This is a genomic window from Dokdonella aquatica (genome assembly GCF_051987395.1).
Classification (GTDB): domain Bacteria; phylum Pseudomonadota; class Gammaproteobacteria; order Xanthomonadales; family Rhodanobacteraceae; genus Dokdonella.
In genome coordinates this window covers 2,654,995-2,681,010 of record NZ_CP197094.1, presented here as the reverse complement: position 1 = coordinate 2,681,010, position 26,016 = coordinate 2,654,995, and the positions used below count along the sequence as shown (strand labels likewise).

General features: G+C 70.3%; 21 protein-coding genes. 10 read left to right on the top strand and 11 right to left on the bottom strand.

Going from position 1 to position 26,016, the window contains the following annotated elements; translation table 11 throughout:
* Positions 1–21 precede the first annotated feature (21 nt).
* Together ACQQ2N_RS11905 and ACQQ2N_RS11900 are read right to left on the bottom strand one after the other, a co-directional pair.
* Positions 22–651 carry a DUF47 domain-containing protein gene (locus ACQQ2N_RS11905; protein ID WP_440221797.1) on the bottom strand — a complete coding sequence of 210 codons (630 nt, stop codon included), beginning with the start codon at positions 649–651 and terminating at the stop codon, positions 22–24.
* Between the two features lie 102 nt (positions 652–753).
* Positions 754–1,518, bottom strand: a complete 765-nt coding sequence (locus ACQQ2N_RS11900) for an RNA methyltransferase (RefSeq protein WP_440221796.1) — start codon at positions 1,516–1,518, stop codon at positions 754–756.
* A gap of 112 nt (positions 1,519–1,630) precedes the next feature.
* On the opposite strand from ACQQ2N_RS11900, the gene ACQQ2N_RS11895 reads away from it, so the two are divergent.
* Positions 1,631–2,431, top strand: a complete 801-nt coding sequence (locus ACQQ2N_RS11895) for an inositol monophosphatase family protein (protein ID WP_440221795.1) — start codon at positions 1,631–1,633, stop codon at positions 2,429–2,431.
* Between the two features lie 815 nt (positions 2,432–3,246).
* Here the strand turns inward: ACQQ2N_RS11895 and ACQQ2N_RS11890 are convergent.
* The gene (locus ACQQ2N_RS11890) at positions 3,247–4,302 is read right to left on the bottom strand and encodes an OmpA family protein (RefSeq protein ID WP_440221794.1); all 1,056 of its coding nucleotides are present in this window, start codon (positions 4,300–4,302) and stop codon (positions 3,247–3,249) included.
* Between the two features lie 504 nt (positions 4,303–4,806).
* Between ACQQ2N_RS11890 and ACQQ2N_RS11885 the strand changes: the two genes are divergently transcribed.
* The gene (locus tag ACQQ2N_RS11885; protein ID WP_440221793.1) at positions 4,807–5,604 is read left to right on the top strand and encodes a DODA-type extradiol aromatic ring-opening family dioxygenase; all 798 of its coding nucleotides are present in this window, start codon (positions 4,807–4,809) and stop codon (positions 5,602–5,604) included.
* On the opposite strand, the gene ACQQ2N_RS11880 is transcribed toward ACQQ2N_RS11885, so the two are convergent.
* Positions 5,601–6,515, bottom strand: a complete 915-nt coding sequence (locus ACQQ2N_RS11880) for a LysR family transcriptional regulator (protein WP_440221792.1) — start codon at positions 6,513–6,515, stop codon at positions 5,601–5,603. The genes ACQQ2N_RS11885 and ACQQ2N_RS11880 overlap by 4 nt on opposite strands.
* Before the next feature lie 101 nt (positions 6,516–6,616).
* Here ACQQ2N_RS11880 and ACQQ2N_RS11875 point away from each other — a divergent pair, with 101 nt between their 5' ends.
* The 6 genes from ACQQ2N_RS11875 to ACQQ2N_RS11850 all read left to right on the top strand — a co-directional run bounded on the left by ACQQ2N_RS11875 (position 6,617) and on the right by ACQQ2N_RS11850 (position 16,708).
* Complete coding sequence (locus ACQQ2N_RS11875) at positions 6,617–7,828, top strand: MFS transporter (protein WP_440221791.1); 1,212 nt, start codon at positions 6,617–6,619, stop codon at positions 7,826–7,828.
* A 75-nt stretch (positions 7,829–7,903) separates the two neighbouring features.
* A complete protein-coding gene (locus ACQQ2N_RS11870) occupies positions 7,904–8,920 on the top strand; it encodes a zinc-binding alcohol dehydrogenase family protein (protein WP_440221790.1) in 1,017 nt (338 codons plus the stop codon).
* A 70-nt stretch (positions 8,921–8,990) separates the two neighbouring features.
* Complete coding sequence (locus ACQQ2N_RS11865; protein ID WP_440221788.1) at positions 8,991–10,289, top strand: PP2C family protein-serine/threonine phosphatase; 1,299 nt, start codon at positions 8,991–8,993, stop codon at positions 10,287–10,289.
* A gap of 635 nt (positions 10,290–10,924) precedes the next feature.
* Complete coding sequence (locus ACQQ2N_RS11860) at positions 10,925–12,943, top strand: oxidoreductase (protein ID WP_440221787.1); 2,019 nt, start codon at positions 10,925–10,927, stop codon at positions 12,941–12,943.
* Between the two features lie 188 nt (positions 12,944–13,131).
* Positions 13,132–16,038 carry a WD40/YVTN/BNR-like repeat-containing protein gene (locus tag ACQQ2N_RS11855; RefSeq protein ID WP_440221786.1) on the top strand — a complete coding sequence of 969 codons (2,907 nt, stop codon included), beginning with the start codon at positions 13,132–13,134 and terminating at the stop codon, positions 16,036–16,038.
* A 61-nt stretch (positions 16,039–16,099) separates the two neighbouring features.
* Positions 16,100–16,708 (top strand): glutathione S-transferase family protein, encoded by a 609-nt coding sequence (locus ACQQ2N_RS11850; protein ID WP_440221785.1) that lies wholly within the window; start codon positions 16,100–16,102, stop codon positions 16,706–16,708.
* Between the two features lie 85 nt (positions 16,709–16,793).
* On the opposite strand, the gene ACQQ2N_RS11845 is transcribed toward ACQQ2N_RS11850, so the two are convergent.
* The gene (locus tag ACQQ2N_RS11845) at positions 16,794–16,949 is read right to left on the bottom strand and encodes a hypothetical protein (RefSeq protein ID WP_440221784.1); all 156 of its coding nucleotides are present in this window, start codon (positions 16,947–16,949) and stop codon (positions 16,794–16,796) included.
* A complete protein-coding gene (locus tag ACQQ2N_RS11840) occupies positions 16,946–18,196 on the bottom strand; it encodes an MFS transporter (RefSeq protein ID WP_440221783.1) in 1,251 nt (416 codons plus the stop codon). The genes ACQQ2N_RS11845 and ACQQ2N_RS11840 overlap by 4 nt, the downstream gene beginning before the upstream one ends.
* A gap of 193 nt (positions 18,197–18,389) precedes the next feature.
* Here ACQQ2N_RS11840 and ACQQ2N_RS11835 point away from each other — a divergent pair, with 193 nt between their 5' ends.
* Together ACQQ2N_RS11835 and ACQQ2N_RS11830 are read left to right on the top strand one after the other, a co-directional pair.
* Complete coding sequence (locus ACQQ2N_RS11835; protein ID WP_440221782.1) at positions 18,390–18,980, top strand: TetR/AcrR family transcriptional regulator; 591 nt, start codon at positions 18,390–18,392, stop codon at positions 18,978–18,980.
* 81 nt (positions 18,981–19,061) lie between these two features.
* Complete coding sequence (locus ACQQ2N_RS11830) at positions 19,062–19,502, top strand: PaaI family thioesterase (protein ID WP_440221781.1); 441 nt, start codon at positions 19,062–19,064, stop codon at positions 19,500–19,502.
* Between the two features lie 44 nt (positions 19,503–19,546).
* Here the strand turns inward: ACQQ2N_RS11830 and ACQQ2N_RS11825 are convergent, their stop codons facing one another.
* From ACQQ2N_RS11825 to ACQQ2N_RS11805, 5 genes are all read right to left on the bottom strand, one after another.
* Positions 19,547–21,112 carry a sulfotransferase gene (locus ACQQ2N_RS11825; protein WP_440221780.1) on the bottom strand — a complete coding sequence of 522 codons (1,566 nt, stop codon included), beginning with the start codon at positions 21,110–21,112 and terminating at the stop codon, positions 19,547–19,549.
* A gap of 118 nt (positions 21,113–21,230) precedes the next feature.
* Positions 21,231–23,126: a propionate--CoA ligase gene (prpE, locus tag ACQQ2N_RS11820; RefSeq protein WP_440221779.1), complete on the bottom strand. Its 1,896-nt coding sequence runs from the start codon at positions 23,124–23,126 to the stop codon at positions 21,231–21,233.
* Positions 23,127–23,280: 154 nt separating this feature from the next.
* A complete protein-coding gene (locus ACQQ2N_RS11815) occupies positions 23,281–24,267 on the bottom strand; it encodes a malate dehydrogenase (RefSeq protein WP_440221778.1) in 987 nt (328 codons plus the stop codon).
* Between the two features lie 57 nt (positions 24,268–24,324).
* Entirely contained in the window at positions 24,325–24,684 is a 360-nt protein-coding gene (locus tag ACQQ2N_RS11810; RefSeq protein WP_440221777.1) for a glutaredoxin family protein, read from the bottom strand.
* A complete protein-coding gene (locus ACQQ2N_RS11805; RefSeq protein WP_440221776.1) occupies positions 24,684–25,880 on the bottom strand; it encodes a pyridoxal phosphate-dependent aminotransferase in 1,197 nt (398 codons plus the stop codon). The genes ACQQ2N_RS11810 and ACQQ2N_RS11805 overlap by 1 nt, the downstream gene beginning before the upstream one ends.
* Between the last annotated feature and the right edge of the window lie 136 nt (positions 25,881–26,016).

Sequence of the window (26,016 nt, the reverse complement as noted above, 5' to 3'; positions counted from 1 at the left end):
CGGAGGTTTCCTCGCCTGCCGTCAGGAGTTCTTGAGCGCGATCTGGTAGACCACGTTGCCGGCATCGCGGCAGCGGTCGATGGCCTTCTCGAGCAGCTCGAAGAGATCCTTGCGCATCAGCAGGCGCGCGGCATCCTTCTCGTTCGTGAACAGTTCTCGGTACAGCTCGAGCAGCAGGCGGTCGGCCTCGCCTTCGATCGACTGCATGCGCTCGTTGAGATCGTGCATGACGTCGAGCTTGAAGCCGCGGCGCAGCTCGCCGACCATCTGCACGATCACCTCGCAGGCGCGCTCGAGCATCTGCGCACGCGAGCTGTAGTCGATCTCGAGCAGGCGTTCGGCGAACATCGCGTAGCGTTCGGCGAATTTCTCGACCGTCTTCGGGATCTTGTACAGCGCGCCGGCCAGCGCCTCGATGTCTTCGCGCTCGAGCGCGGTCACGAACGTGTTGACGAGCTCGAGGTTGATCTGCGCGAACAGGTCCTTCTCGCGCTTGCGCGCGATGCGGAACTCGTCGAGCGCCGGCGTCGGCGAGCGTTCGGCGAGCATCGCGCTTAGGGCCGTGGCGCTCTGCCGCGCGGCGTCCGCGCTGGCCTCGAGCAGGCCGTAGAACTTGTCACCTTTGCCGAAGATCGTTTGCAGCGAGAACATGGGCGCGCCGGGGCTCGTGGACGGGAGGCCCGTGGCGCCGGGCGCCGGCGGGCGGCGCGTATGTTACAGCAACATGACAGCCGTCCCGCCTGCGGCGCGGTGTCAGTCCCCGCGTGCGATCCGCGCGGTCCGTTCGACGTCGGCGAGGATGCCGCGCAGCACGCGCACCTCGCGCGTGTCCGGCGAGGCACGCAGGAACAGCCGGCGCAGGCGGCGCATGATCGTGCGCGGCGAACGCCCCTTGTGGAAGTCGATCGCGTCGAGCGTGCCGGCGAGATGGCCGAAGAAACCCTCGAGCTCGTCGGCGGTCGCCGGCACGTGGGCTTCGGCGGGACTGGCCGTGGCACCCGCGAGCACGGCGATGCGCAACTCGTAAGCCAGCACCTGCACGGCCTGCGACAGGTTCAGCGACGAGAAATCCGGATCGCTCGGGATGTGCACGGCGGCGTGGCACAGCATGATCTCGTCGTTGCTGAGGCCGGTGCGCTCGTTGCCGAACACGAACGCGACCTCGCGACCCTCGAGCGCCGCGGCGAGCATGCGCGCGGCAGCCTCGCGCGGCGGGATCTCCTCGAGCGCGACGCCGCGCGGGCGCGCGGTCGCGCCGAGCACGAGCGTGCAGTCGGCGATCGCCTCGCCGAGCGTCGCCGTGCGCGGCGCCTCGTCGAGCACGTCGAGCGCGCCGGCGGCCAGCGCGTAAGCGTCCGCATGCGGGAAGGAATGCGGCGCGACCAGCGACAGGCGCCGGAATCCCATCGTGCGGATCGCGCGAGCGGCGCTGCCGATGTTGCCCGGATGCGAGGTGTTGGCGAGCACGAAACGCACGCGTGCGGCGGCCGTCGCGGCCACGTCGCCTGCCGTGCTCATGCGAGGCTCCGGAGGGACGCCCGTTTGGAGAGGGACCGCGGATTTGCTACCCTTCCGCGCCGCGCCCTGCGCGGGCCCACGTTCTTTTTCATTCGCTTCCGCCGGAAACACGATGCCAAGACCCGCCGTCAACGTGGCGGTGCGCGCTGCGCGCGCCGCAGGCCAGATCATTCTGCGCTACATGAACCGCCTGGACAGTCTCGCCATCGTCGAGAAGCAGCGCATGGATTTCGCGTCGGAAGTGGATCGGGCCGCCGAGGCCGAGATCATACGCGAGCTGCGCCGCTCGTTCCCGGCCCACGCGATCCTCGCCGAGGAAAGCGGCGAGCACGGCCGCGCGAAGCACACCTGGGTCATCGATCCGCTCGACGGCACCCACAACTACCTGCGCGGCATCCCGCATTTCGGCGTGTCGATCGCGCTGCTCGAGGACGGCGAGCCGATGCACGGCGTCGTCTACGACCCGCTGCGCGACGAACTGTTCACGGCCAGCCGCGGCGACGGCGCCTACCTCAACGACCGCCGCATCCGCGTCAGTCCGCGCACCGACCTCGGCGGCGCCCTGCTCGCGACGGGCTTCCCGTACCGCCAGCGCGCGCACCTCGACGCACAGCTCGGCATGACGCGTGCGCTGCTCGCGCAGGCCGAAGACCTGCGCCGCTCGGGTTCGGCCGCGCTCGATCTGGCCTACGTCGCCAACGGCCGCTACGACGGGTACTTCGAGATCGGCCTCAAGCCCTGGGACATGGCCGCAGGCTGCCTGCTCGTGCGCGAAGCCGGTGGCCGCTTCTGCGACTTCGCCGGCCGTGACGGCCTGCCCGACAACGGCAACCTCGTCGCCGGCTCGGTCAAGGTCGCCGACGCCATCGTCAAGACGATCGCGCCCGAACTGACGCCCGCGCTCGCGCGCTGAGGTCCGCTCCACGGTCGAGACACGCCACGCGCCGGTCATCGGCGCGCGGCAGCAACGCAAGCGCTCCCGTCCGTACGGGCAACAGTCGTACGCATTCCGACGGTATCGACATGGGCAGCCTCGTCGCGGCCCACGGCGGAATCACCTGCGGTGGTTCCTCCGTACGCGCGCAGCGTCGACGCTTTGCTAGGGCGGAACCCGCGCAGCGGATTCCGCCAAGGGTGCTGCCATCGCGCGCTCGAAGCGATCGCCATCCGTGATGTGGCTACGCGGTCCACGGCGGAATCACCTGCGGTGGTTCCTCCGTACGCGCGCAGCGTCGACGCTTTGCTAGGGCGGAACCCGCGCAGCGGATTCCGCCAAGGGTGCTGCCATCGCGCGCTCGAAGCGATCGCCATCCGTGATGTGGCTACGCGGTCCACTGCGGAATCGCCAGCGGCGGTCGAGCGGTGCGAAGTGGCGTCGACACCCATGGCCTCCGCGAGCCAGAACCCCGTCACCCCGGCGCAGGCCGGGGCCCAGTGCCTTTCGACGCCAGGGCGTGAAAGCAAGACCCGGGATGTGGTTCGTGCGTTGGCGTCCGTAGACGGGACAAGCCGCTCGCCACCCGCGCAGTCGCTGGGCCCCGGCCTGCGCCGGGGCGACAGGCATGGCTGGCGGCGCCGGTCCATGCATTCCGGCTTCAGGATGCGGCGCACGAGCGACGCGCCGGTTCGCTGCGACGTCGTGCGGAAGCACCGACGGCGAACGATCGCCCAAAGAAAAAGCCCGGCTTGCGCCGGGCTTTTCCATCTCACCTTTGACGCGATGCGACCTTACTGGCCACCGACCGAAAGCTCGGTGCGGCGGTTGCGCGCACGGCCTTCCTTGGTGTCGTTCGTGTCGATCGGCTGGCTCTCGCCGAAGCCGCGGACGCCGACGATCTGGCTCGAGCTCACACCCTTCGAGGTCAGGTAGTCGTACACGATCTGCGCGCGACGCTCCGACAGCTTCTGGTTGTACTCGTCGCTGCCGACCGAGTCGGTGTGGCCGTCGAGCTGCACGCGGACGCTCGGGTTGCGCGTCAGCACGTCCACCGCCTGGTCGAGGATCGCGATCGACTCCGACGTCGGCTCCTGCAGGGCCGGGTCGATGTTCTTCTCGCCGGCCTTCGGACGGTCGAACTTGAAGTTCACGCCACGCAGGTCGATGACGACGTCCGTGTTGGCGGGGGCCTCTTCAGCCGGCGGCGGCGGCGGCGGCGGCGGCGGCTCGACAGCCGGCGGCGGCGGCGGCGGCGTCGAGCCACCGAAACCGATCACGAGGCCGACCGTCGCGATGCCGTCGACGTAGTGGTTGTGGTCTTCCGCGCCCGGGAACTGGCCACGGAGCGTGTTGTTGTCCTTGTCGTAGCGAGCGGCGAGCTCACCACGCAGGGCGACGCGGTCCGAGAAGTTGTACTGGATACCGCCACCGACGGTGGCCATCGGATCCCAGCCGTTGTTCTGGATCGACGCCGGGTACGCGGTGTGGCGCAGCGCACCGACGCCGCCCATCACGTACGGACGCCACGACGAACCCTGCTCGCCGAAGAACCAGCGACCCGTCACGCCGAGGCTGACGCTTTCCCATTCGTGGCCGGCACGGAACGAGCTGTTCTTGAAGTCCGCGTTGTTGATGCCGTACTCGGCATCGATCGCGAGGTTCGGGGTGACCCACCAGCCGATGCCGATGCCGGTGTACAGCGATTCCTTCGTGCCGCGGTTGTCGTCGGGAACGACGGCGCCGACGCGCGGAGCGATGTACCAGCTGCCGTCCTGGGCGGTCGCGAGCGAGGCACCACCGCCGAGCATGGCTGCGGCGATCAGTACACTCAGAGCCTTGTGTTTCATTGCAGTCTCCTATTTCTTGGTTTTGATCCAGACACTCACGCCGAAACCCGACGCAGGACGCGGATGGCCCGTTTGCAGAATTCTACGCCGCTTCCGTGCAGTGCAAACAGGATTTTAACAAAGTATCAACGAACTACCTGAACGCTGTCGAACCGGCGCAGTTTATCGGATCAAGCTTCAGCTTCGCTGAACGGGATTCGGGAGAAGTCGCGCAGCGGCACACCGGAATTCCTAACGAACGACAAGCATGATCTTAACGCGTGCATCGTGAACGGCTCTCCGCCCGGCCGATGGCGAAGCGGCATAAGCAAGGTCGCAACGGAACAGCAGGGCGGCCGCGTCGTCGGCAAGGGGCTCGTGCCGCGGGTCGGCACGGCCTGTGCGGGTGCGGCACCACACCGCGGGCGGCAACAGATTGTCGCGATACCGCCGCTCTATGCCTCACCCCGGAGTCCCTATCGTGTGGTTCGTTGCGCCGCACACGCGGCTTCCAGGATCGCCATCGTGGACACCCCCCGCCTGCCCAGCCTGTTCCTCTCGCACGGCTCGCCGATGCTCGCCCTCGACGACTCGCCCGCCGGGCGCTTCCTCGACGGCCTCGGTCCGGCCCTGCCGCGTCCGCGCGCCGTGCTCGTCGCCTCGGCGCATTTCGAGGCGCCAGGCCCGATGCTCGCCTCGACGCCGGGCCGGCACGCGACGATCCACGATTTCCGCGGCTTCCCGCCGCCGCTCTACGCGCTGCAGTACGGCGCCGCGGGCGACGAAGGCCTTGCCACACGCGCGAAGGTGCTGCTCGAGCAGGCCGGGTTCGCGGCCACGCGCGACGACACGCGCGGCCTCGACCACGGCGCCTGGGTGCCGCTGCGCCGCATGTATCCGGGTATCGACGTGCCGGTGGTCGCGCTGTCGGTCGATCCGCGCCGCGACGCCGCCTGGCACTGGCGCGTCGGCCGCGCGCTCGCGCCGCTGCGCGACGAGGGCGTGCTCGTGATCGGCTCGGGCGGCTTCTCGCACAACCTGCGCGAGCTCGACTGGCGCGGTTCGGGCGTGACGCCGGCAACGTGGATGACCGGGTTCACCGATCCGCTGCGCACTCGCCTGCTCGCCGGCGACGTCGCCGGCGCGCTGGACTGGCAGCACCTGCCGCAGGCCTTGCGCAACCATCCGAGTCCCGAACACCTCATGCCGCTGTACGTCGCGCTCGGCGCCGGTGGCGAAGCCCCGCACGCGCGCCTGCTGCACGACTCGATCGAGCTCGGCTCGCTCGCGCTCGACGCGTTCGCGTTCGACGAGGCCGCCTAGAGCCCGCGCTCCCACGGCGGCGATTCGCCGAAGTGGGCTGCGAGGTGGTCGACGAACGCGCGCACGCGCGGCGGCACGAGGCGCCGCTGCGGCATGACCGCGCTGATCGCCGTCGTGGCGAGCGGATGATCCGGCAGCACGACCTCGAGGCGGCCGCTGCGGATGTCCTCGGCGACATGCCAGACCGAATGGATCGCGATGCCCTCGCCGGCTAGCGCGGCATCGCGCAGCAGCTCGCCGAAGTTGCTCTCGAAACGGCCGCGCACGCGCACGGCGACCTCGCCGCCCGCGCCGTCGCCGAGGCGCCAGACGTCCTGGCGGCCGGCGCTGCCGAACAGCAGCAGCGCATCGTGCGTGGCGAGATCGGCCGGCGCGCGTGGCCGACCGCGCCGCGCGAGATAGGCCGGAGAAGCGCACAGCACGCGGCGGTTCGGCGCGATGCGCCGCGCCACGAGACGCGAGTCCTCGAGCTCGCCGATGCGGATCGCGAGGTCGAAGCCCTCGCTGACGAGGTCGACGACCTGGTCGCTCAGATGCACGCCGAGGCGCAGCTTGGGATGCCGCGCGAGGAAAGCCGGCAGCAGCGGCGACACATACTGGCGACCGAACGAGGCCGACATCGTTACGCGCAGCGTGCCCGCGACGTCGGTCGCGGCCTCGCGCAGGCCGGCGCCGAGCGCCTCGAGATCCTCGACGAGCGCGCGCCCCTGCTCGGCGAGGCGTGCGCCTTCGGGCGTCGCGTGCAGGCGCCGCGTGGTCCGGTGCAGCAGGCGCACGCCGAGCTCGCGCTCGAGGCGCTTGAGGCGCTGGCTCGCCACCGCGACCGACAGGTCGAGGCTGTGCGCCGCGGCCGTGATCGAGCCGAGGTCGAGCACGCGCAGGAACAGGCTGAGGTCGGCGAGGCGGTCCATGATTCTCAATCATACGTTGAATATGATTAGCCATTGAGACCGTTTCTCGAAAACCAGCTCCGGAGGATCCTGCGCGCCTCGCTTCCTGCCCCGGATCCGCCATGGCTACTCCCGCTTCGTCCGCGCGCCTGCCCGTCGCGCTCTACGCCCTGACCGCCGGCGCGTTCGGCATCGGCACGACCGAGTTCGTGATCATGGGCCTGCTGACCCAGGTCGCGAACGACCTCGGCGTCACGGTCGCTGCCGCCGGCCTGCTGATCTCGGGCTACGCGCTGGGCGTGTTCGTGGGCGCGCCGCTGCTCACGCTGGCGACCGGCAAGCTGCCGCGCAAGGCGGTTCTGGTCGGCCTCATGGTCGTGTTCACGCTCGGCAACCTCGCCTGCGCGCTCGCGCCCGACTACGCGACCCTGATGGCGGCGCGCGTGGTCACCTCGCTCGCGCACGGCACGTTCTTCGGCGTCGGTGCGGTCGTCGCGACCGGCCTCGTCGCCGCCGACCGCAAGGCCTCGGCGATCTCGATCATGTTCACGGGGCTGACCGTGGCCACACTGCTCGGCGTGCCGGCCGGTGCCTGGCTCGGCCTGCACTTCGGCTGGCGCGCGACGTTCTGGGCGGTGGCCGCGATCGGCGTCGTCGCGATCGGCGTGATCACCACGCTGGTGCCGCGCGACCACGGCCCGCGCGAGGCGCCGCGCATCGCGACCGAAATCGCCGCGGTCGCCAAGGCGCCCGTGCTGCTCGGCCTCGCGATGACCGTGCTCGGCTTCGGCGGCGTGTTCACCGTGTACACCTACATCGAGCCGATCCTGCTGCAGGTCACGCGCCTGTCCGAAGCGTCGGTATCGCCCGTGCTGCTCGTGTTCGGCGTCGGCATGATCCTCGGCAACGTGCTCGGTGGACGCCTCGCCGACCGCCGTCTCGCGACCTCGCTTCTCGTCACGCTCGCGGCCCTCGCCGTCGTGCTGGCCGTGTTCGGCGTCGCGATGACGTCGGCGCCCGCGATCATCGCCGCGACCGGCCTGCTCGGCGTCGCCGCGTTCGCGACCGTCTCGCCGATGCAGTTGTGGGTGCTGCAGAAGGCCGGCGACGCGGGCGGCACGCTCGCCTCGAGCCTCAACATCGGCGCCTTCAATCTCGGCAACGCGTTCGGCGCGTGGCTCGGCGGTGTCGTCATCGTGCACGGCGGAGGCCTCGCTTCCGTCGGTTGGGTCGCGGCGATCGTCACGCTCGCGGGCCTCGGCGTCGCGGTGCTCGCGATCCGCAGCGCGCGCCTCCAAGCCGCCGCGCCGCACGCGGCATGCCCGGCGACCTGACGCGAGTCCCGCCTGCCGCGACTTGTACCGCGTTGCCACGGGCCCCATCCCTTCGATCCGTCCAGAGGAACCTCCATGAAAGCCATCGCCCTGACCCGCTACCTGCCGATCGACGATCCCGAATCGCTCGTCGACGTCGACCTGCCCACGCCCGTGCCGGGCGACCACGACCTGCTCGTGCGCGTCGAGGCCATCTCGGTCAATCCGGTCGACACCAAGGTGCGCTCGCCCAAGCCGCAGGTCGAAGCCCAGCCCAAGGTGCTCGGCTACGACGCCGCCGGCGTGGTCGAGGCGGTCGGCGCCAAGGTCACGCGCTTCAAGGCCGGCGACGCCGTGTACTACTCGGGCGACATCACGCGGCCGGGCAGCAACGCGCAGTTCCAGCTCGTCGACGAGCGCATCGTCGGCCGCAGGCCGGCCTCGCTCGATGCCGCCCAGGCCGCCGCGTTGCCGCTGACCGCGATCACTGCGTGGGAACTTCTGTTCGAGCGCATGCCGTTCGACAGCGAGACCGGCGGCAAGGGCAAGACGCTGCTCGTCATCGCGGGCGCCGGCGGCGTCGGTTCGATCGCGATCCAGCTCGCGCGACGCGCCGGCTTCACGGTGATCGCGACGGCCTCGCGCGAGGCCACGGTCGAATGGGTCAAGGGCTTCGGTGCCGACCACGTCGTCGACCATCGCCAGCCGCTCAAGCCGCAGCTCGCCGCACTCGGCTTCGAGACCGTCGATGCCGCGATCAACCTCGCCGACACCGACCGCTACTGGACCGAACTCGGCGAGATCCTCGCACCGCAAGGCCACGTCGGTCTCATCGTGGAGCCCTCGGGCGACCTGCGCATCGGCGATCCGTACAAGGCCAAGTGCATCGGCATCCACTGGGAAATGATGTTCGCGCGGCCACGCTTCCGCACCGCCGACATGGGCGCGCAGGGCGCGATCCTCGACCGCGTCGCCGAACTCGTCGACGCCGGCATCCTGCGCACGACCCTCGGCGACACGCTGTCGCCGATCAACGCCGCCAACCTGCGCGAGGCGCATCGCCGCCTCGAATCGGGCACCACGATCGGCAAGCTCGCGCTCGCCGGCTGGTGACGCACGGCGCGATGGGCAAGCGGGGCGGCGGCATGCAGAATGCCGCCGCCGTTCCTGCCGCCGACCGCGCATGCCGCCACGCCCGCTTACCGAACGCCTGCTCGACCTGAGCCGTTTCGACGGCGACGCCGGCGCGGCCGTGCTCGCCGTGCACGCGTTCCTCTCGTCTTCCTATCCGGATTGCGCGCTCGCGCTGATGCTCGTGCGCGGCGAACCGCGCGGCAGCGCGCGCCTGGCCGGACTCGTCGATGCCGACGGCCTCGAACGCGTACCGGGCCACGATCCGTTCGGCGAGCACCGCACGCTCGCGCGCGTCGACGACACGCTCGCCGCACAGCTGTTCGGCGACGACGCGGCCAAGGCGATCGGCGTGCCGTCCGAGACGTCCGCGCCGCTGCTCGACCTGCTCGGCGGCGCACGCGCGCTGCTCGCCACGCCCGTCGCGAGCGCCGGTGTGATCGACCACTGGCTCGTGCTCGCGAGTCCCGATCCGACGCGTTTCGCCGACGTCGACGTCGAACGCTTCGCGCTCGAGGGCAACCTCGCCGCGAACCTCATCCTGCGCCCGCTCGCGACGCGTGGCCTGCGCGAGGAGACGACGCGCCAGCGCCTCGCGATCGAAGGCCTCGCCGACGTGCAGAAGCTGCTGCTGCCCGAGTCGCCGGCGATCCGCGGCCTCGACTACGCCATTCACTGGCAGCCGGCCGAGACCGCGGCCGGCGACTACTACGACCTCATGCCGCTGACCCACTATTTCGACGAGCCCGCACTCGCCGACAGCGGTCGCGACGTCTGGGCGGTCATGCTCGCCGATGTCTCGGGCCACGGCGCCGCGGCGGCGATGGAAGCCGTGCAGTTCGATGCGATCCTGCGCACCTACGTCGGCGACGCCGACGACGATGCGAGCGGACCGGCCGGCGCGTTGACCTACGCGAACCGCTACTTCTTCTCGCGGCGCACGCGCCATCATTTCCTGACCGCGTTCGCGCTCATGGTCCATCCGGTCACGTGCGAGGCGCGCTACGTCTCGGCGGGCCACCCGCCACTGCTGCAGCGTCGCGGCGACACCGTCACGCTGCGCGGTGCCGGCGAACAGATCCCGGTCGGCATCGTGCGCGACCACGTGTTCGAGGACCGCGTGTTCGACGTCGCGCCCGGCGACGTGCTCGTGCTGCACACGGACGGCATCGTCGAGGCGCGCGACGCGGCGGGAACGCCATTCGGCATGCCCCGACTCGAGGCGCTCGTGCGCGAAGGCCCGACCGATCCGGACGCCCTGCTCGCCTCGATCCGCACCGCCCTGCACGCCCATCAGGGCGGCCCGGTAGGCACCGACGACCAGACGCTGATCGTGCTGCGCCTCGGCTGAGTACGTGCACGCGTCGGCGGGACCGTGCCTCGCCTCGAGCGGCTGACGCCACGCGTCCACAACGGCAACGCCCCGCGACAACTCGATTCCGGAACCGATTCCGGGACGGAGCCGATTCCGGGACGGAGCCGATTCCGGGACAGCCTCGCCATCCCGGAACAGCCTGAAGTCCCTCTCCCCTCGCGGGAGAGGGGTTGGGGAGAGGGGGGCTTCCCGAAGCGCACCCCTCCGCACGCCCGGCGACGACGAACCATGCCGCGCCGCAGCTCCCCAGCCCGCGGCCCCACCAATTCCGGAACCCACCGATTCCGGGACCGATTCCGGGACAGCCTGAAGCCCCTCTCCCCTCGCGGGAGAGGGGTTGGGGAGAGGGGGGCTTCCCGAAGCGCAACCCTCCGCACGCCCGGCGACGACGAACCACGCCGCGCCGCCGCTTGCCAGCCCGCGGCCCCACTGATCCCGGGACAGCCCGAAGCCCCTCTCCCCTCGCGGGAGAGGGGTTGGGGAGAGGGGGCTTCCCGAAGCGCACCCCTCCGCACGCCCGGCGACGACGAACCATGCCGCGCCGCCGCTTGCCAGCGCGCCCCGCGCACGGGCATCTTATTAAACGCCCGTTTGAATCCCTGGATGGCTCCGTGGATTACCCGCACCTGCTCGCGCCGCTCGACCTCGGCTTCACGACGCTGCCCAACCGTGTGCTCATGGGCTCGATGCACACGGGACTCGAGGACCGCGCGAAGGACTACGACCGCCTCGCCGCCTACTTCGCCGAACGTGCGCGCGGCGGCGTCGGACTCATGGTCACGGGCGGCATCGCGCCGAACATCGAGGGCTGGCTCAAGCCGTTCGGCGGACGCCTGTCGATGCCGTGGCATGTCGCGCGCCATCGCACGCTGACGCGTGCCGTGCACGACGAAGGCGGACGCGTCTGCATGCAGATCCTGCATGGCGGCCGCTACGCCTACCACCCGCTGTCGGTGGCGCCGTCGCGCATCAAGTCGCCGATCACGCCGTTCACGCCGCGCGCGCTGTCCACGCGCGGCGTCGAGCGCACGATCCGCGCGTTCGTCGACTGCGCGAAGCTCGCGCGCGATGCCGGCTACGACGGCGTCGAGATCATGGGTTCCGAGGGTTACCTCATCAACGAGTTCCTCGCCGCGCGCACCAACCGTCGCGACGACGCCTGGGGCGGCAGCGCGGAGAAGCGCATGCGCTTCCCGGTCGAGATCGTGCGACGCACGCGCGAGGCGGTCGGCCGCGACTTCATCCTCGTCTACCGCCTGTCGATGCTCGACCTCGTCGACAACGCGCAGGCGTGGGAGGACGTCGTGCGCCTCGGCAAGGCGGTCGAGGCCGTCGGCGCGACGATCATCAACACCGGCATCGGCTGGCACGAGGCCCGCGTGCCGACGATCGTCACCTCGGTGCCGCGCGCGGCGTTCACGGCGATCACGCGCAAGCTCAAGGGCGAGGTCGCGCTGCCGCTCGTGGCGACCAACCGCATCAACATGCCCGACGTCGCCGAGCGCGTGCTCGCCGCGGGCGATGCCGACATGGTCTCGATGGCGCGTCCGCTGCTCGCCGACGCCGACTGGGTGGCCAAGGCCAAGTCCGGCCGTGCCGACCGCATCAACACCTGCATCGCCTGCAACCAGGCCTGCCTCGACCACGTGTTCCAGAACCGCGTCGCGAGCTGCCTCGTCAATCCGCGGGCCTGCCACGAGACCGAGATCGTGATCCGGCCGGCCGTGCAGAAGCGTCGCTACGCCGTCGTCGGCGCGGGCCCGGCCGGCCTCGCCGCGTCGACCACGCTCGCCGAGCGCGGCCATGCCGTGACGTTGTACGACGCCGCCGACGTGATCGGCGGCCAGTTCGACGTCGCGCGGCGCATTCCGGGCAAGGAGGAGTTCGACGAGACGTTGCGCTACTTCCGCCACCGCCTCGCCGACACCGGCGTCGACGTGCGCCTCGGTACGCGCGTGGACGCCGAAACACTGGCCGCGGAAGGTTTCGACGCGGTGGTCGTCGCGACCGGCATCACGCCGCGAAAACTGTCGATGCCGGGCAGCGACGACCCGCGCGTGCTCGGCTACCTCGACGTGCTGCGCGGCGGCGCCGAGGTCGGCCCTCGCGTCGCGGTGATCGGCGCGGGCGGTATCGGTTTCGACGTCGCCGAGTTCCTCGTCGAGCACGTGCCGTCGCCGACCACCGACGTCGCGCGCTGGACGCGCGAATGGGGCGTCGACCTCGCCCACGCGGTCCCCGGAGGTCTCGTCAAACCGGCACCCGAACCGCCGGCGCGCAAGGTCTGGCTGCTGCAGCGCACGCCCGGCACGCCCGGCAAGCGCCTCAACAAGACCACCGGCTGGGTGCATCGCGCGACGCTCAAGGCCAAGCGCGTGACCATGCTCGGCGGCGTCGCCTACGAGCGCTTCGACGACGAAGGCCTGCACATCGTGGTCGACGACGCGCCGCAGGTGCTCGCGGTGGATCATGTCGTCGTCTGTGCGGGCCAGGAGCCGAACCGCGCGCTCGCCGACGCGCTCGGCGTGCTCGGCGTGGCGACCCACGTGATCGGCGGCGCCGACGTTGCCGCCGAACTCGATGCCAAGCGTGCGATCGCCCAGGGAACCCGTCTCGCCGCCTCGCTCTGAAGCCGCTTGTCGGATCCGCCACCCCGCCACGTGGCGGTCCAGGGCACCGGACCGGGTGCCTTCGGACAACGCCGCGGATCGCGGCTTCACACTGCCAACCGCATCACGCCGAACCCGTGCCCGATGTCGCGATCGCGCGCCGGTTTGCGTAATACGTTCGTTGCCCTCACGTCTCCCCGGGGATCGCCATGTCCGTTCACCTTCGTTTCCGCGCCACCACGAGCCTAAGTGTCGCGCTCGCCCTGTGCATCGCCGCGCCGGCCACCCACGCCGCCGTCGGCAGCTGGAGCACGACCGGCCCCTACGGCGGCAACGTCATCACGCTCACCTCCTACGAAGCCGCGCCGAGCACGCTGTTCTCGGCCAGCAGCGGCGGCACCTTCCGCAGCGTCAACGGCGGTTCGTCGTGGCAGCGCATCGAGATCGGCCTGCCTCCCTCGACGTACCCGAGCGACATGGCGGTTGCCACCGAGGCGCCCGTGCTCTACCTCGCCAGCGGCGCGCGCGTGTTCCGTTCCGGCAACGCGGGCGACCTCTGGGTGCCGCTCGCAGGGCTGCCCGCCGACACCTACGTCTACAAGATCGGCGTGCGACGCGGTGCATCCAACAGCGTCGCCCTCGCGACCAACTCGGGCATCTTCACGTCGACCAACGGCGGCAGTTCGTGGACCGGTCCGGCCGCCGGCACCGGCGGCATCTACTTCGAGAACATCGCCTACGCCGCCGACGGCACGCTGTACTCGACGCGCCCCTACTCGGACCCCGCGATTTTCGGCGGCGCACTCGTCGTGCGCAGCCTCGACGCAGGCGTGACCTGGGCCGCGACGCCCACGCAGCCGACGGGCTTCTTCGACGCGTACTGGCTGGCGACCTGGCCCGGTGACAGCCAGCGCCTCGTCGTCAGCGACAGCTACCAGCTCGCGCTTAGCACGGACGGCGGCGCGACCTGGTCGTTGCGCGATGCACCGGGAGGCCCCGGATGCGGTGGCGTGCTGAGCCTCGCCGCGCATCCGACCAACCTGCAGGGGCTCGCGGCCGGCTGCCGCACCACCGGTGCGCAGATCACGACGACGCTTGGCAACGCAGTGCCGACGTGGACGAACTGGACCACCGCCTCGGGCCTCACCGTGAATGCCGTCGACCCCGTACAGGCACAGGCCATCGCGTTCCACCCGGCCTTCCCCGCCGTGCAGAGCCTCTGGCTCGGCACCACCAACGGCGGTCTGTTCCGCACGACCAACGGCGGTACCACCTGGACCACCGCCAACAACGGCTACCAGGCGGTCAACATCCGCGCACTCGCCACGCACCCGGTCGATACGGGCCCGGGCACGGTCGTGCTCGCGGGCCAGGGCGACTCGTTCACGTCGACGCGCGCGATCCTCAAGTCGCCCGATGGCGGCACGACGTGGGAGCCCGCGATCGACGGCCTCAACGCCGAGCAGATCCGCTCGATCGCGATCGACCCGACCACGGTCGACGCCTCGCCGCTGACCGCAGAGCCGTTCACGGCCTACGCGGGTGGACGCTCGGAACGCGCGCTCGGCCCGAACCCGAAGGACGGCGGCCTCTACAAGAGCACCGACGGCGGCAGCACCTGGACGACGATCGACAACGGCATCGCCACGGTCAACGGCGTGCGCGACATGGGCACGGTGCGCACCGTCGCCCTCGATCCGCGTTCGTGCGCTACGCCGCCCGCGAGCGGTCCCTGTCCGATCGGCTCGGGTCCGCTGCGCACGCTGTTCGCGGCCGGCAGCGGCGTGGCGCCGCTGATCAGTGATCCGACCCAGCCCTACCGGTCGGCGCGTATCTACAAGAGCGTCGACGCCGGCGCGAACTGGACGGCCTCGGAGACGGGCCTGCCGCTCGGCCAGACGCTGGCCCCCAACACCTTCGCCTACATGGGCGGCGTGAATCCGGTCGTATTCGATCCGTCGAACACGCAGACGATCTACATCGGCACGTTCATCTCGACCAACACCGATGCCGAAGCAGGCCCGTTCCCGACGGTCACCAACGGCGTGTTCCTCTCGACCGACGGCGGCGCGACGTGGTCGCACCGCAGCAACGGCCTGCCCACGCTGTTCGGGCCCGGCACCTCGAACGAGGACGTGCTCGCGATGGCCATCAACCCGGTGAATCCGCAGATCCTCTACGCGGCCACCGTCAACCTCTACCGTTACCCGACCAACGGCCGAGTGTTCAAGAGCACGAACGGCGGTGCCTCCTGGACCGAGGCCAGCTCGGGCATCGCCGGCCAGGACGTGCGCGCGCTGACCATCGACCGCAACGACCCGACCGGAGAGACGATCTACGCCGGTACGGGCGGCGGCAGCGCCAACCCGGGCGGTGTCTACCGTTCGACCAACGGCGGCGCGACCTGGAACTCGCTGAGCATCGGCATGCCGGCGTACTCGTCGACCTCGCTCGCGATGCCGGCCCGCAGCACGGGTGCGCCGGCCCGCATCTTCGCCGGCACCAACGCCGGCGTCTGGGACTACACCGCAGCACCGGACGAGGATGCCGACGGTGCTCCGTCGGCCGTCGAGAACAGCGTGGTCGGCGGTGACGGCAACGGCGACGGCGTGCCCGACGCGCAGCAGCGCGGCGTCGCATCGGTCGGCGCACCGTCGCTGCGCCCGGGCGAGTTCCTCGAAGCGCCGGCCGGCAGCAGCGTCGGCTCGACCACATGGATCGTGCCGGGTACCTGCACGCAGCTCAACGACGTCGGCAGCTACGATGCCGCGCTGTATCCGCCCGATCCGATCGGCAGTGCCGTCGCGCACGATCCGTGGGGCGTCGTCAGTTTCGCGCTGCCGGCCTGCACGACCGCGACCGTGCGCGTGAAATTCCACGGCGCGGCCTTCGACAGCCAGTGGAAGTGGCGCAACTACGGCCCGCGCACGCCGGGCGACGCGACCTCGTTCGGCTGGTATTCGTTCGCCGGTGCCCGACGCATCGACGCGACCACGTGGGAGCTGCAGATCGACGCGCGCCGCCAGGGCAACTACCGCGACGACGCGAACAACATCCTGTTCATCGGCGGCCCGGGCCTGCTGCCCGACCTGATCTTCGACCACGGCCTCGAGTGACCCGCTTGCCGGCACGGGAGCGCGGGCGCAAGCTCGCGCTCCCTTTCCGACAGGCCTCTCCATGAAGCTCTACTACCTGCCCGGCGCGTGCTCGCTGGCCGACCACATCGTCCTCGAATGGATCGGCGAACCGTACGAGGCGGTCGCCGTGCCGCGCGACGAACTCAAGACCGCGTTCCTCGCGATCAACCCGGCCGGCGCGGTGCCCGTGCTCGAGCACGACGGCTGGCGCCTCACCCAGAACATCGCGATCCTCAACTTCCTCGCCGACCTGCACCCCGCGCTCGGCCTCGCCGGTGACGGCACGCCTGCGTCGCGCGCCGAGGTCAACCGCTGGCTCGCGTTCGTCAACTCGGACCTGCACCCAGCGTTCAAGCCGATCTTCGGCTCGACCGCATACCTCGAGGATCGCCACGTCATCGACAGGACGCGCGAACATGCGCGCGAGACGCTGCGCACGCTGTTCGGCCGCGTCGACACGCAGCTCGAAGGCCGCACCTGGCTGACCGGCGCGCGCTCGATCGCCGACGCCTACCTCTACGTCGTCACGCGCTGGGCCAGGGGCAAGCAGGTCGACCTGTCGGGGTACGCGAACCTCGATCGCCATTTCGCCGCGATGGACGCCGATCCCGGCGTGCGCAAGGCGGTCACGGCCGAAGGCCTGAACTGATCGCCTGCGGCGGCAACACGCATCGCACGCTGCATCGCCGGACCAGCGGCCATCACCCGCATCGACGACGAACGGGAGAAGCCGCTCAGGCGATGCGGTCGTGATGCAGCGGGACCTCGGCGCAGATCATCGCGCCGAGGCTCGACAGGAACAGCGACGAGCCGTGCTTCCACCACAGCGCCGCGAGCGCGAGCGCGAAGACGATCGCGACCGTGAACGCGGTGACACGCCAGGCTTTCATCGTGCAGCGCCCGCCGGCACCGCATCGACCGGGAACGCCGCGCGGTCACGCGTCGCGGCGCTGAGTCCCGCCGCGACGAGGCCGAGCGCGATGCTCGTGTACCAGATCGCGTCGTAGCTGCCGGTACGGTCGAACAGCAGGCCGGCCCACCACGCACCGAAGAACGCGCCGACCTGGTGGCTCAGGAACACCACGCCGTTGAGCGTGGAGAGGTGGCGCAGTCCGAACATCGACGCGACCGCGCCACTCGTGAGCGGCACCGTGCCGAGCCACAGGAAACCGAACGCGGCCGCGAACACGAGCGCACTCGCCGCCGACAGCGGCAACGCGATGAACAGCGCGATCGCGACCGCGCGTCCGCCGTACAGCGCCGCCAGCAGCAGCGGACGCGACCGGCGCGCGCCCCACACGCCGAACAGGTAAGAGCCCGCGATGTTGAACAGGCCGATCAGCGCGAGCGACCACGCGCCGATCGACGGCGCGATGCCGCGATCGACGAGGTAGGCCGGCAGGTGCGTGCCGACGAAGGCGATGTGGAAGCCGCAGACGAAGAAACCGCCGTTGAGCAGCCAGTAGTGCGGGTGGCGCGAGGCATGGCGCAACGCGCGCGACAGGCTCCAGTCGGGCTCGCCGGGCGCACGCGCGAACGCCGCAGCGCCTGCACGCGCGCGCGGGAAGCCGAATGCGGCAACCACGATGGTCAGCGCGAGCAGGCCGAGCAGCACGAGCGTGGTACGCCATTCGTAACCCGTGATGAGCGCCTGCGCGAACGGCACGACTGCGAACTGGCCGAGCGAGCCGCCCGCCGTGACGATGCCGAACGCGACGCTGCGCTGCGTCGGCTCGACGAGTCGCCCGACCGCGCCGAGCACGATCACGAACGTCGTGCCGCTCAGCGCGAGGCCGACCAGCACGCCGATCGAGGCGATCAGGCCTGCCGAAGCGCTGACCATCGCGGCGGCGACGAGGCCGACCAGATAGACGATCGCACCGAGGATCAGCGTGCGCCGCGTGCCGAGCCGCTCCGACCACGCCGCGACGAACGGCTGCACGAGGCCGAACAGCAGGTTCTGCAGCGCGATCGCGAAACCGAACGCCTCACGCGCGAGGCCGAGATCGCGTCCCATGGGCTGCATGAGCAGGCCGAAGCTCTGCCGGATGCCCATGCTGATCGTGACGATGAACGCCGCCGCGGCGACGGCGAGGATCGCGCTGCGCGACCACGAAGGGGACGACGACTCGGTCATGTCACGCGGATCCGGAGTGGTGGATGGGAATGATTCGGAAGTCTGCACCGGCGGGCGCACCGGGCGATCGCGTGCCGCGCTGCACGGGCCTTGAAGGAAAACTGCACGACGCCGGGTCGGCGCCGCACCCGCGGCTTCATTTTATGACGATCATCATTTATATTTCAACCAGACCACGAGTCCGGAGAACGCCATGCGGGTCACGCGCGAACAAGCCGAACGCAACCGCGAGCGCATCGTCGACACGGCGTCGACGCTGTTCCGCGAGCACGGTTTCGACGGCATCGGCGTCGCCGATCTCATGAAGGCCGCCGGCCTCACCCACGGAGGCTTCTACGGCCATTTCGAGTCCAAGGACGACCTTGCCGCGCAGAGCTGCGCGCACGCGTTCGCGGGCTCGATCGAACGCTGGCGACACGTCGCCGCACGCACGCCGCAAGCGGATGCGTTGCGCGCACTCGTGGAACGCTACCTCGATGCACGCCATCGCGACGCGCCGGCGAAAGGCTGCGTGCTCGCCGCGCTCGCCGCCGAAGCGCCACGCCAGGGCGCCGGCGTGCGACGCGTGTTCGCCGATGGCGTGCGCGCGCTGCTCGGCGTGCTCGAGAAGGCCGTCCCCGGTCGCATCCGTGCGACACGTCGCCGACGCGCCCTCGCGACCCTGTCGGGCATGGTCGGCGCGATCGTGCTCGCGCGTGCGGTCGACGACGCCGCACTCGCCGACGAGATCCTCGAGGCGACGCGCGAGTCACTCCTGCCCGCGACGCGAAGTCCGGCCGCATGACCCTCCTCCCGTCACGGGACGACGCAGCGACGCCGTGCCGCGTACGCTCGCGTGACTCCCATCATTGAAAGGCGCGTCACGATGACCGAATCCCCTACCGCCTTGAGCGGACTCGAACAGCTGCGCCGTCTCATCGCGACCGGCCAGCGCCCCGGCATCGCGGTGTCGCTCGATTTCGAACTCGTCGAGATCGAGGAAGGCCATGCCGTGTTCGCGGGCGTGCCGGGCCTGCACGCCTACAACCCGATCGGCATGGTGCACGGCGGCTACGCGGCCACGCTGCTCGATTCGGCCTGCGGCTGCGCCGTGCACTCGCGCCTCGCGCCGGGTCAGTCCTACACGACGCTCGAACTCAAGGTCGCGTACCACAAGGCCATGACCAAGCGGACCGGGCGCATCGAAGCGCGCGGCAGGACCGTGACGTTCGGCCGCCGCGTGGCTTACGCGGAAGCCCACCTCGTGGATGCCTCGGGCACGCTGCTCGCGAGCGCGACCTCGACGCTGCTCGTCATCACGCCCTGAGCGGATGCGTCACGCGAGGACCACGCGCAAACGAAGCGCGACGCTCAGCGCGGGAGCTGCAACGCAGCCCCGAGTGGCTGCAGCCAGGCCTCGTAGCGCCGCCAGCGGCCGACGCTGCCGGTACCGATCGGCTGGCGCACCTGCACCGAACTGAGCGTACTGACCGCCGCGTCGCGACGCGATCCCGTGTCGACCACATCAGGCGACCATTCCAGTCCGCAGTACGTGTACAGGCGCCGCGACTGGGCGACCGGATCGGTGACGAAGGCCTCGTAGTCGACATCGAGCACGAAGCCCGGGCAACGCGCATGCCACACCTGCATGAGCGCCGCGTAGCGACGATGGAAGTGCGCGAGATGCTCCTGCGAGTACGTGTAGCCGAGGCCTTCCGTGAACAGCTCGCCGAGGTTCGCGAAGCAGACGTCCATCGGATCGCGGCGCACGTGGACCACCTTGGCCTGCGGGAACGCGTCGTGGATGAGGCCGACGAGCTGGAAGTTGCCGGGTGTCTTCTCGGTCACGAAGCGCGCGTCCGCGCGATGGCGGCCGAGCGCCGCGAAGCGCGCGCGCACTTCCGCGGGATCGGCCTTCGCCGCAGCGGCGAGAAGTGCCTCGTCGACGAGCGCATCGCCTGCGCAGTCGGCGGCATGGCGCAGCGCCGCGGTCAGTCGCGGCGACTCGCCGTACGCGTGCACCTGTGCATGTGCACCGAGCACGCGCTCGACGAGCGTCGTGCCCGAGCGATGCAGGCCGACGATGAAGATCGGCACCGGCCCATGCGATGCCGCGGAATCCGATGCGGATCCGAGCCGCTGCGTCGGCAAGCGGTCGAACAGCGCATCGACCGCATCACGCGCATGGCCTGCACGCACCTGCATGATGCGTGAGCCGGCCTCGAGCGCCTGCCATGCCGCGGGCACGTCGCCGAGATCGTCGAGCTCCTTGAACAGCGCGAACTGCAGCATCGCGACATCGCGCGGATCGGTGGCACGCGCAATGCGATCGCGCAGGCGTGCCACGTGGTTCGAGGATGGCGTCTGCCGCTCCAGGCGCGCGAGCTGCCAGTGCGCGATCGCGGCATCCCCGGGACCGTCCGCGATCGCCTCGAAATCCTCGCGCGCGACGTCGAGGCGGCCGAGGTAGACCGCGCACAGGCCACGGTTCGCGAGGCACACGACCGAGCGTGGCGCCTTGGCGACGGCCTCGTCGGCCCACGTCATCGCGAGCGCATGCTCGCCGATCGACGCGAGGATCGCCGCGCAACGGGCCTGGTCGGCGGCATCGATCGCCGCGCGATGCGGATAGGCCTGTGCCCAACGTGCGGCGACGTCGTGCGCGCAGAACACGCGCAGGCATTGCAGCGCATCGAGCGCGAGCGCCGGCGGGCATTCGAGCCGCGCGACCGCATCGATCGCGGTGTCGGCCGCATGCCGGTAGCGCCCCTGCTGCAGCGCGATGCGGGCCTGCAGCAGCGCGGGCTCGAGCGCGTTCGGCGCATGCGCGCGCCACAGCGCGAGCACGTCGAGCGCGGGCTGCAGGCGACGCTCGGCGACATGCGCCTCGACGCGCCGGCGGTAGCGCGTGATCGTGCTGGATTCCGTCGTGCTCACGCGTGCATCCGCAGGTCTCGTGTCGATGGACCCGCATCATGGCGTGTCACGCGCCGCGCGTCAGCCGCGGCGCGCGTCCGTCGACGCATGACGCTCCATGCGTCGACGATGCGAGGCGTCAGCTGCCACCGTCGGGACCGCGCTCGAGGATGCGCCGGATTTCCTCGAGCGCGTTGGGATCATCGAGTGTCGAGAGGTCACCGGGATCGCGCTGCTCGGCGAGCGCCTGCAGCGAGCGCCGCAGCAGCTTGCCCGAGCGCGTCTTCGGCAACGCGTTCACGACGTACACGCGCGCAGGACGCGCGACACCGCCGAGCTGGTCGACGACACAGCGCAGCATGCCGTCGGCGGCTTCGCCGGGCGTCGTCGCGACGGCCTGGCGCAGTGTCGCGAACACGATCGGAACCTGGCCCTTGAGCTCGTCCTGCACGCCGACGACGGCCGCCTCGGCGACGCTCGGGTGCGTGGCGACCGATTCCTCGATCTCGCGCGTGCCGAGCCGGTGCCCGGCGACGTTGATGACGTCGTCGGTGCGGCCGAGGATGAACGTGTAGCCGTCTTCGTCGCGCACGGCCCAGTCGAGCGAGCTGTACAGCAGCTCCCTGAAATGGCCGAAGTAGCTCGAGAGGAAGCGCTTGTCGTCGTTCCACACCGTGGTCATGCAGCCGGGCGGCAGCGGCGGCACGATCACGAGCACGCCCTTCTCGCCCGGCGCGGCATCCTCGCCGGTGGCTTCGTTGATCACGCGCGTGCGGTAGCCGAGGTTGGGCAGGCCCGGCGATCCGAACTTGACCGGCTTGAGGTCGAGGCCCGGCAGCAGCGTGAGCACGGGCCAGCCCGTCTCGGTCTGCCAGTAGTTGTCGATGACGGGCTTGCCGAGGCCTTCGGTGATCCACGTCGCGGTCGGCTCGTCGAGCGGCTCGCCGGCCAGGAACAACCACTTCAGCGACGACAGGTCATGCTTGCGCAGCCACGCCGCGTCCTGCTTCTTGAGCACGCGGATCGCGGTCGGCGAAGAGAACATCGTGCGCACCTTGTAGCGCGCGCACAATTCCCACCAGATGCCCGGATCGGGATTCGTCGGCAGGCCTTCATAGAGCAGCGCGGTCGCGCCGGCGATCAGCGGCCCGTACACGTTGTACGAATGCCCGACCGCCCAGCCCACGTCGGAGGTCGAGAACATGACCTGCCCCGGGCCGACGTCGTAGACGGTGCGCATCGACAGCGCCATCGCGACCGCGTAGCCGCCGACATCGCGCTGCACGCCCTTCGGCTTGCCGGTCGTGCCCGAGGTGTAGAGCAGGTAGCTCGGCTCGTTCGACTCGAGCCATTCGACCGGCACCTCGCGGCCGTCATGCTCGGCGCGCAGCGTCGCGTAGTCGACGTCGCGGCCCTCGACGCGCGCATGCCCCGGATCGAGCCCGCGGCTCACGATCAGCACGTGCGGCGGCGGCGAGGCCGCGGCCTGCAACGCCGCATCGACGAGCGGCTTGTACGGGATCACCTTGCCGCCGCGCATGCCCGCATCGGCGGCGATGAGCAGCTTCGGCGTCGCGTCGTCGATGCGCAGCGCGAGGTTGTGCGCCGCGAAGCCGCCGAACACGACCGAATGCACGGCACCGATGCGCGCGCAGGCGAGCATCGCGAACACGGCCTCGGCCATGTTCGGCATGTAGATGACGACGCGATCGCCCTTGCCCACGTCGAGCGCGCGCAGCACCGAGGCGAACGTGTTCACCTCGCGGTGCAGTTCGCGGTAGCTGATCTCGCGCGTCGTGTTCGTCTCGGTGGACACCGCGATGAGCGCGTTCTGCTCGCCGCGTGCGTCGAGGTGGCGATCGACCGCGTTGTGGCAGAGGTTGGTCATGCCGCCCGCGAACCAGCGCCGGAACGGCGGCTCGGTGTACTCGAGAATGCGCTGCGGCGGCACGTGCCAGTCGATCGCCCTGGCCTGCTCGGCCCAGAACCCTTCCGGATCGTCGATCGAACGACGGTAGATGTCCTCGTACGGCATGTGCGTCCTCCAGGCGTCCGGCCATCCTAGAGCAGCCCTCCGGCACGGAGGATCCGACCATGGTCGAGCGGCGCGCTGGCACCCTGCGCGGCACAGGCCCGAAACGCGAACGCCCCGGCGAGCCGGGGCGTCCTGGGGCGATACCTGCGGGCGATTACTTCTTCGCGAACAGGTGCTCGACCGCGGCACGCTCCTCGCGCAGTTCCTTGTCGGTCGCGGCGATGCGCGCCTTCGAGAACGCGTTGAGCTCGAGACCCTGCACGATCGTGTACTGGCCGTCCTTGACCGTGACCGGGTAGCCGAAGATCACGCCCGGCTCGACGCCGTACGAACCGTCCGACGGGATCGCCATCGACACCCAGTCACCCTCGGCGGTGCCCAGCGTCCAGTCGCGCATGTGGTCGATCGCGGCCGACGCGGCCGAGGCCGCCGACGACGCGCCACGCGCCTTGATGATTGCCGCGCCACGCTGCTGCACGGTCGGGATGAATTCGCCCTCGTACCAGGCCTGGTCGATCAGCGACAGCGCGGCCTTGCCCTTCACGCTCGTCTCGTGGACGTCGGGGTACTGCGTCGAGCTGTGGTTGCCCCAGATCGTGACCTTGGCGATGTCGGTGTTGAGCGCACCGGTCTTCTCGGCGAGCTGGCTGATCGCGCGGTTGTGGTCCAGGCGCACCATCGCGGTGAAGCGGCCCGGATCGAGGTCCGGCGCGTTCTGCTGCGCGATCAGCGCATTCGTGTTGGCCGGGTTGCCGACCACGAGCACGCGCACGTCGCGCTTGGCGTGGTCGTTGATGGCCTTGCCCTGCGGCCCGAAGATCGCGCCGTTGGCCTCGAGCAGGTCCTTGCGCTCCATGCCGGGGCCGCGCGGACGCGCGCCGACGAGCAGCGCGTAATCGACGTCCTTGAACGCGACGTTGACGTCGTCGGTCGCGACCACGCCGTGCAGCGTCGGGAACGCGCAGTCGTTGAGCTCCATGACGACACCGTTGAGCGCGGGCAGCGCGGGCGTGATCTCGAGCAGGTGCAGGATCACCGGCTGGTCCGGACCGAGCATGTCGCCGGCGGCGATGCGGAACAGCAGGGCGTAACCGATCTGGCCGGCGGCGCCGGTGACGGCAACACGGACGGGTGCTTTCATGGGATCAACCTCGCGGGAAAGTCGAACGCTGGCGTTCGTGGGAAGTCATGGCCGCGCTCAGGGCACCTTCGGCAGCAGGCCTGCCGAGGCGAGCGCCTTGTGCGCGCGGTCCGGTGAATAGCCGTGGATCGTTTCGTCGCCGATCACGAGGATCGGCACGCCACGCCCGTTGGCGAGGCGGAAGGCGCGCTGGCCCGAGGCATCGGCCTCTACATCGACCTCGGTATAGCGCACGCCCCAGCTGTCGAGTTGCGTGCGCATCTTCGCGCAGTAGCCGCACCATGCGGTCGTCAGCATGACGACCGGCTCGCTGCCGATCTCGGCGCGCAGTGCCGAGTTGTCGACGCGCCCGCACGCCACGAGCACGAGGAGCGTGCAGGCGAGCGCGGCGAGGCGCAGCGGCGTCGGCAGGCGCATCAGGCGAGCTCGGCGAAGAATTCCTGGATGCGCGCGAGGCCCGGCGCGAGCTGCGCGGTCGGGCAGGTGTAGGAGATGCGCAGCGCGCGCGGCTCGCCGAACGCACTGCCCGGCACGCAGGCGACGCCCTTGGCCTCGAGCAGCGCGTTGCAGAAGTCGACGTCGTTGGCGATCGTCTTGCCCGCGTGCGACTTGCCGAACGCGCAGGAGATGTCCGGGAACGCGTAGAACGCACCCTGCGGACGCGGGCAGACCACGCCCGGGATCGCCTCGAGCGCCGCGACGACCTGGTCGCGCTTGCCCTGGAACTCGCGGTTCTTGGATTCCGGCACGTCCTGCGGGCCGGTCAGCGCGGCGATGGCGGCCGCGTTGACGACCTCGGGCACGTTGGTGATGTGGTTAGAGTTGAGCGTGACCATCGCCTGCGCGACGCTCTCGGGGCCGGCGACGAAGCCGACGCGCCAGCCGGGCATGCCGTAGGTCTTGGAGATCGAGTCGACGTGGATGGTGCGGTCGCGCAGCTCGGGGCGCGCGTTGACGACGTTGTGGTAGCCGACGCCGTCGAACACCATGCGGTTGTAGATGTCGTCGCAGACGATCCACACGTCCGGGTGCTTGACCAGCACGTCGGCGAGCGCGGCGATCTCGTCCTTCGTGTAGACCATGCCGGTCGGGTTCGACGGGTTGTTGAACAGGAAAACCTTGGCGCCCGGCAGCGCGGCATCGAGCTGCGCCGGCGTGAGCTTGTACTGCTGCGACGACGGGCACGGCAGCGGCTTGGCGACCGCACCGAGGATGTCGGCGATGTCGAGGTAGGTGGTCCAGTACGGCGCCGGGAACACGATCGTGTCGCCCGGATCGAGCAGCGCCTCGGCGAGGTTGTACAGCACGTGCTTGGCGCCGATGCCCGTGGCGAGGTTGCGGCGCGTGTAGCCGGTCAGGCCGCTGCCTTCGAGGTGCGCGAGGAACGCGTCGAGCAGCGCGTCGGGACCACGGTTCGAACCGTACTGGCCACTGTCCTTCGTCAGCGCGTCGCGCGCGGCGGCGTAGACGTGGTCGCCCGGCAGGAAATTCGGCACGCCGATCGAGAAGCTGATGATGTCGCGGCCGGCGGCCTTGAGCTGCTTGGCTTTTTCGGCAACCAGCATGATCGCGCTCGGCTTGGCGCGGCTCATGCGCGCGGCAAGGTGCGGCATGGTGAAGAACCTCTCGGACGGACGGCGGAAGGAAGGAACGGCGCGCGGGAAAACCTCAGGATTCTAGCACGCGGCCCGCGCCATGCTGCACTGCAACTTTCGTCACGGTGCCGCGCACGGCGGTGTTCCTTCAACT

Excerpts from the sequence above, each read along its gene's own strand:
- ACQQ2N_RS11805 (WP_440221776.1), bottom strand. The coding sequence starts at position 25,880 with ATGCCGCACCTTGCCGCGCGCATGAGCCGCGCCAAGCCGAGCGCGATC.
- ACQQ2N_RS11875 (WP_440221791.1), top strand. The coding sequence starts at position 6,617 with ATGGCTACTCCCGCTTCGTCCGCGCGCCTGCCCGTCGCGCTCTACGCC.
- ACQQ2N_RS11880 (WP_440221792.1), bottom strand. The coding sequence starts at position 6,515 with ATGGACCGCCTCGCCGACCTCAGCCTGTTCCTGCGCGTGCTCGACCTC.
- ACQQ2N_RS11855 (WP_440221786.1), top strand. The coding sequence starts at position 13,132 with ATGTCCGTTCACCTTCGTTTCCGCGCCACCACGAGCCTAAGTGTCGCG.
- ACQQ2N_RS11870 (WP_440221790.1), top strand. The coding sequence starts at position 7,904 with ATGAAAGCCATCGCCCTGACCCGCTACCTGCCGATCGACGATCCCGAA.
- ACQQ2N_RS11810 (WP_440221777.1), bottom strand. The coding sequence starts at position 24,684 with ATGCGCCTGCCGACGCCGCTGCGCCTCGCCGCGCTCGCCTGCACGCTC.
- ACQQ2N_RS11815 (WP_440221778.1), bottom strand. The coding sequence starts at position 24,267 with ATGAAAGCACCCGTCCGTGTTGCCGTCACCGGCGCCGCCGGCCAGATC.
- prpE (WP_440221779.1), bottom strand. The coding sequence starts at position 23,126 with ATGCCGTACGAGGACATCTACCGTCGTTCGATCGACGATCCGGAAGGG.
- ACQQ2N_RS11830 (WP_440221781.1), top strand. The coding sequence starts at position 19,062 with ATGACCGAATCCCCTACCGCCTTGAGCGGACTCGAACAGCTGCGCCGT.
- ACQQ2N_RS11865 (WP_440221788.1), top strand. The coding sequence starts at position 8,991 with ATGCCGCCACGCCCGCTTACCGAACGCCTGCTCGACCTGAGCCGTTTC.
- ACQQ2N_RS11905 (WP_440221797.1), bottom strand. The coding sequence starts at position 651 with ATGTTCTCGCTGCAAACGATCTTCGGCAAAGGTGACAAGTTCTACGGC.
- ACQQ2N_RS11895 (WP_440221795.1), top strand. The coding sequence starts at position 1,631 with ATGCCAAGACCCGCCGTCAACGTGGCGGTGCGCGCTGCGCGCGCCGCA.
- ACQQ2N_RS11840 (WP_440221783.1), bottom strand. The coding sequence starts at position 18,196 with ATGACCGAGTCGTCGTCCCCTTCGTGGTCGCGCAGCGCGATCCTCGCC.
- ACQQ2N_RS11835 (WP_440221782.1), top strand. The coding sequence starts at position 18,390 with ATGCGGGTCACGCGCGAACAAGCCGAACGCAACCGCGAGCGCATCGTC.
- ACQQ2N_RS11850 (WP_440221785.1), top strand. The coding sequence starts at position 16,100 with ATGAAGCTCTACTACCTGCCCGGCGCGTGCTCGCTGGCCGACCACATC.
- ACQQ2N_RS11900 (WP_440221796.1), bottom strand. The coding sequence starts at position 1,518 with ATGAGCACGGCAGGCGACGTGGCCGCGACGGCCGCCGCACGCGTGCGT.
- ACQQ2N_RS11890 (WP_440221794.1), bottom strand. The coding sequence starts at position 4,302 with ATGAAACACAAGGCTCTGAGTGTACTGATCGCCGCAGCCATGCTCGGC.
- ACQQ2N_RS11845 (WP_440221784.1), bottom strand. The coding sequence starts at position 16,949 with ATGAAAGCCTGGCGTGTCACCGCGTTCACGGTCGCGATCGTCTTCGCG.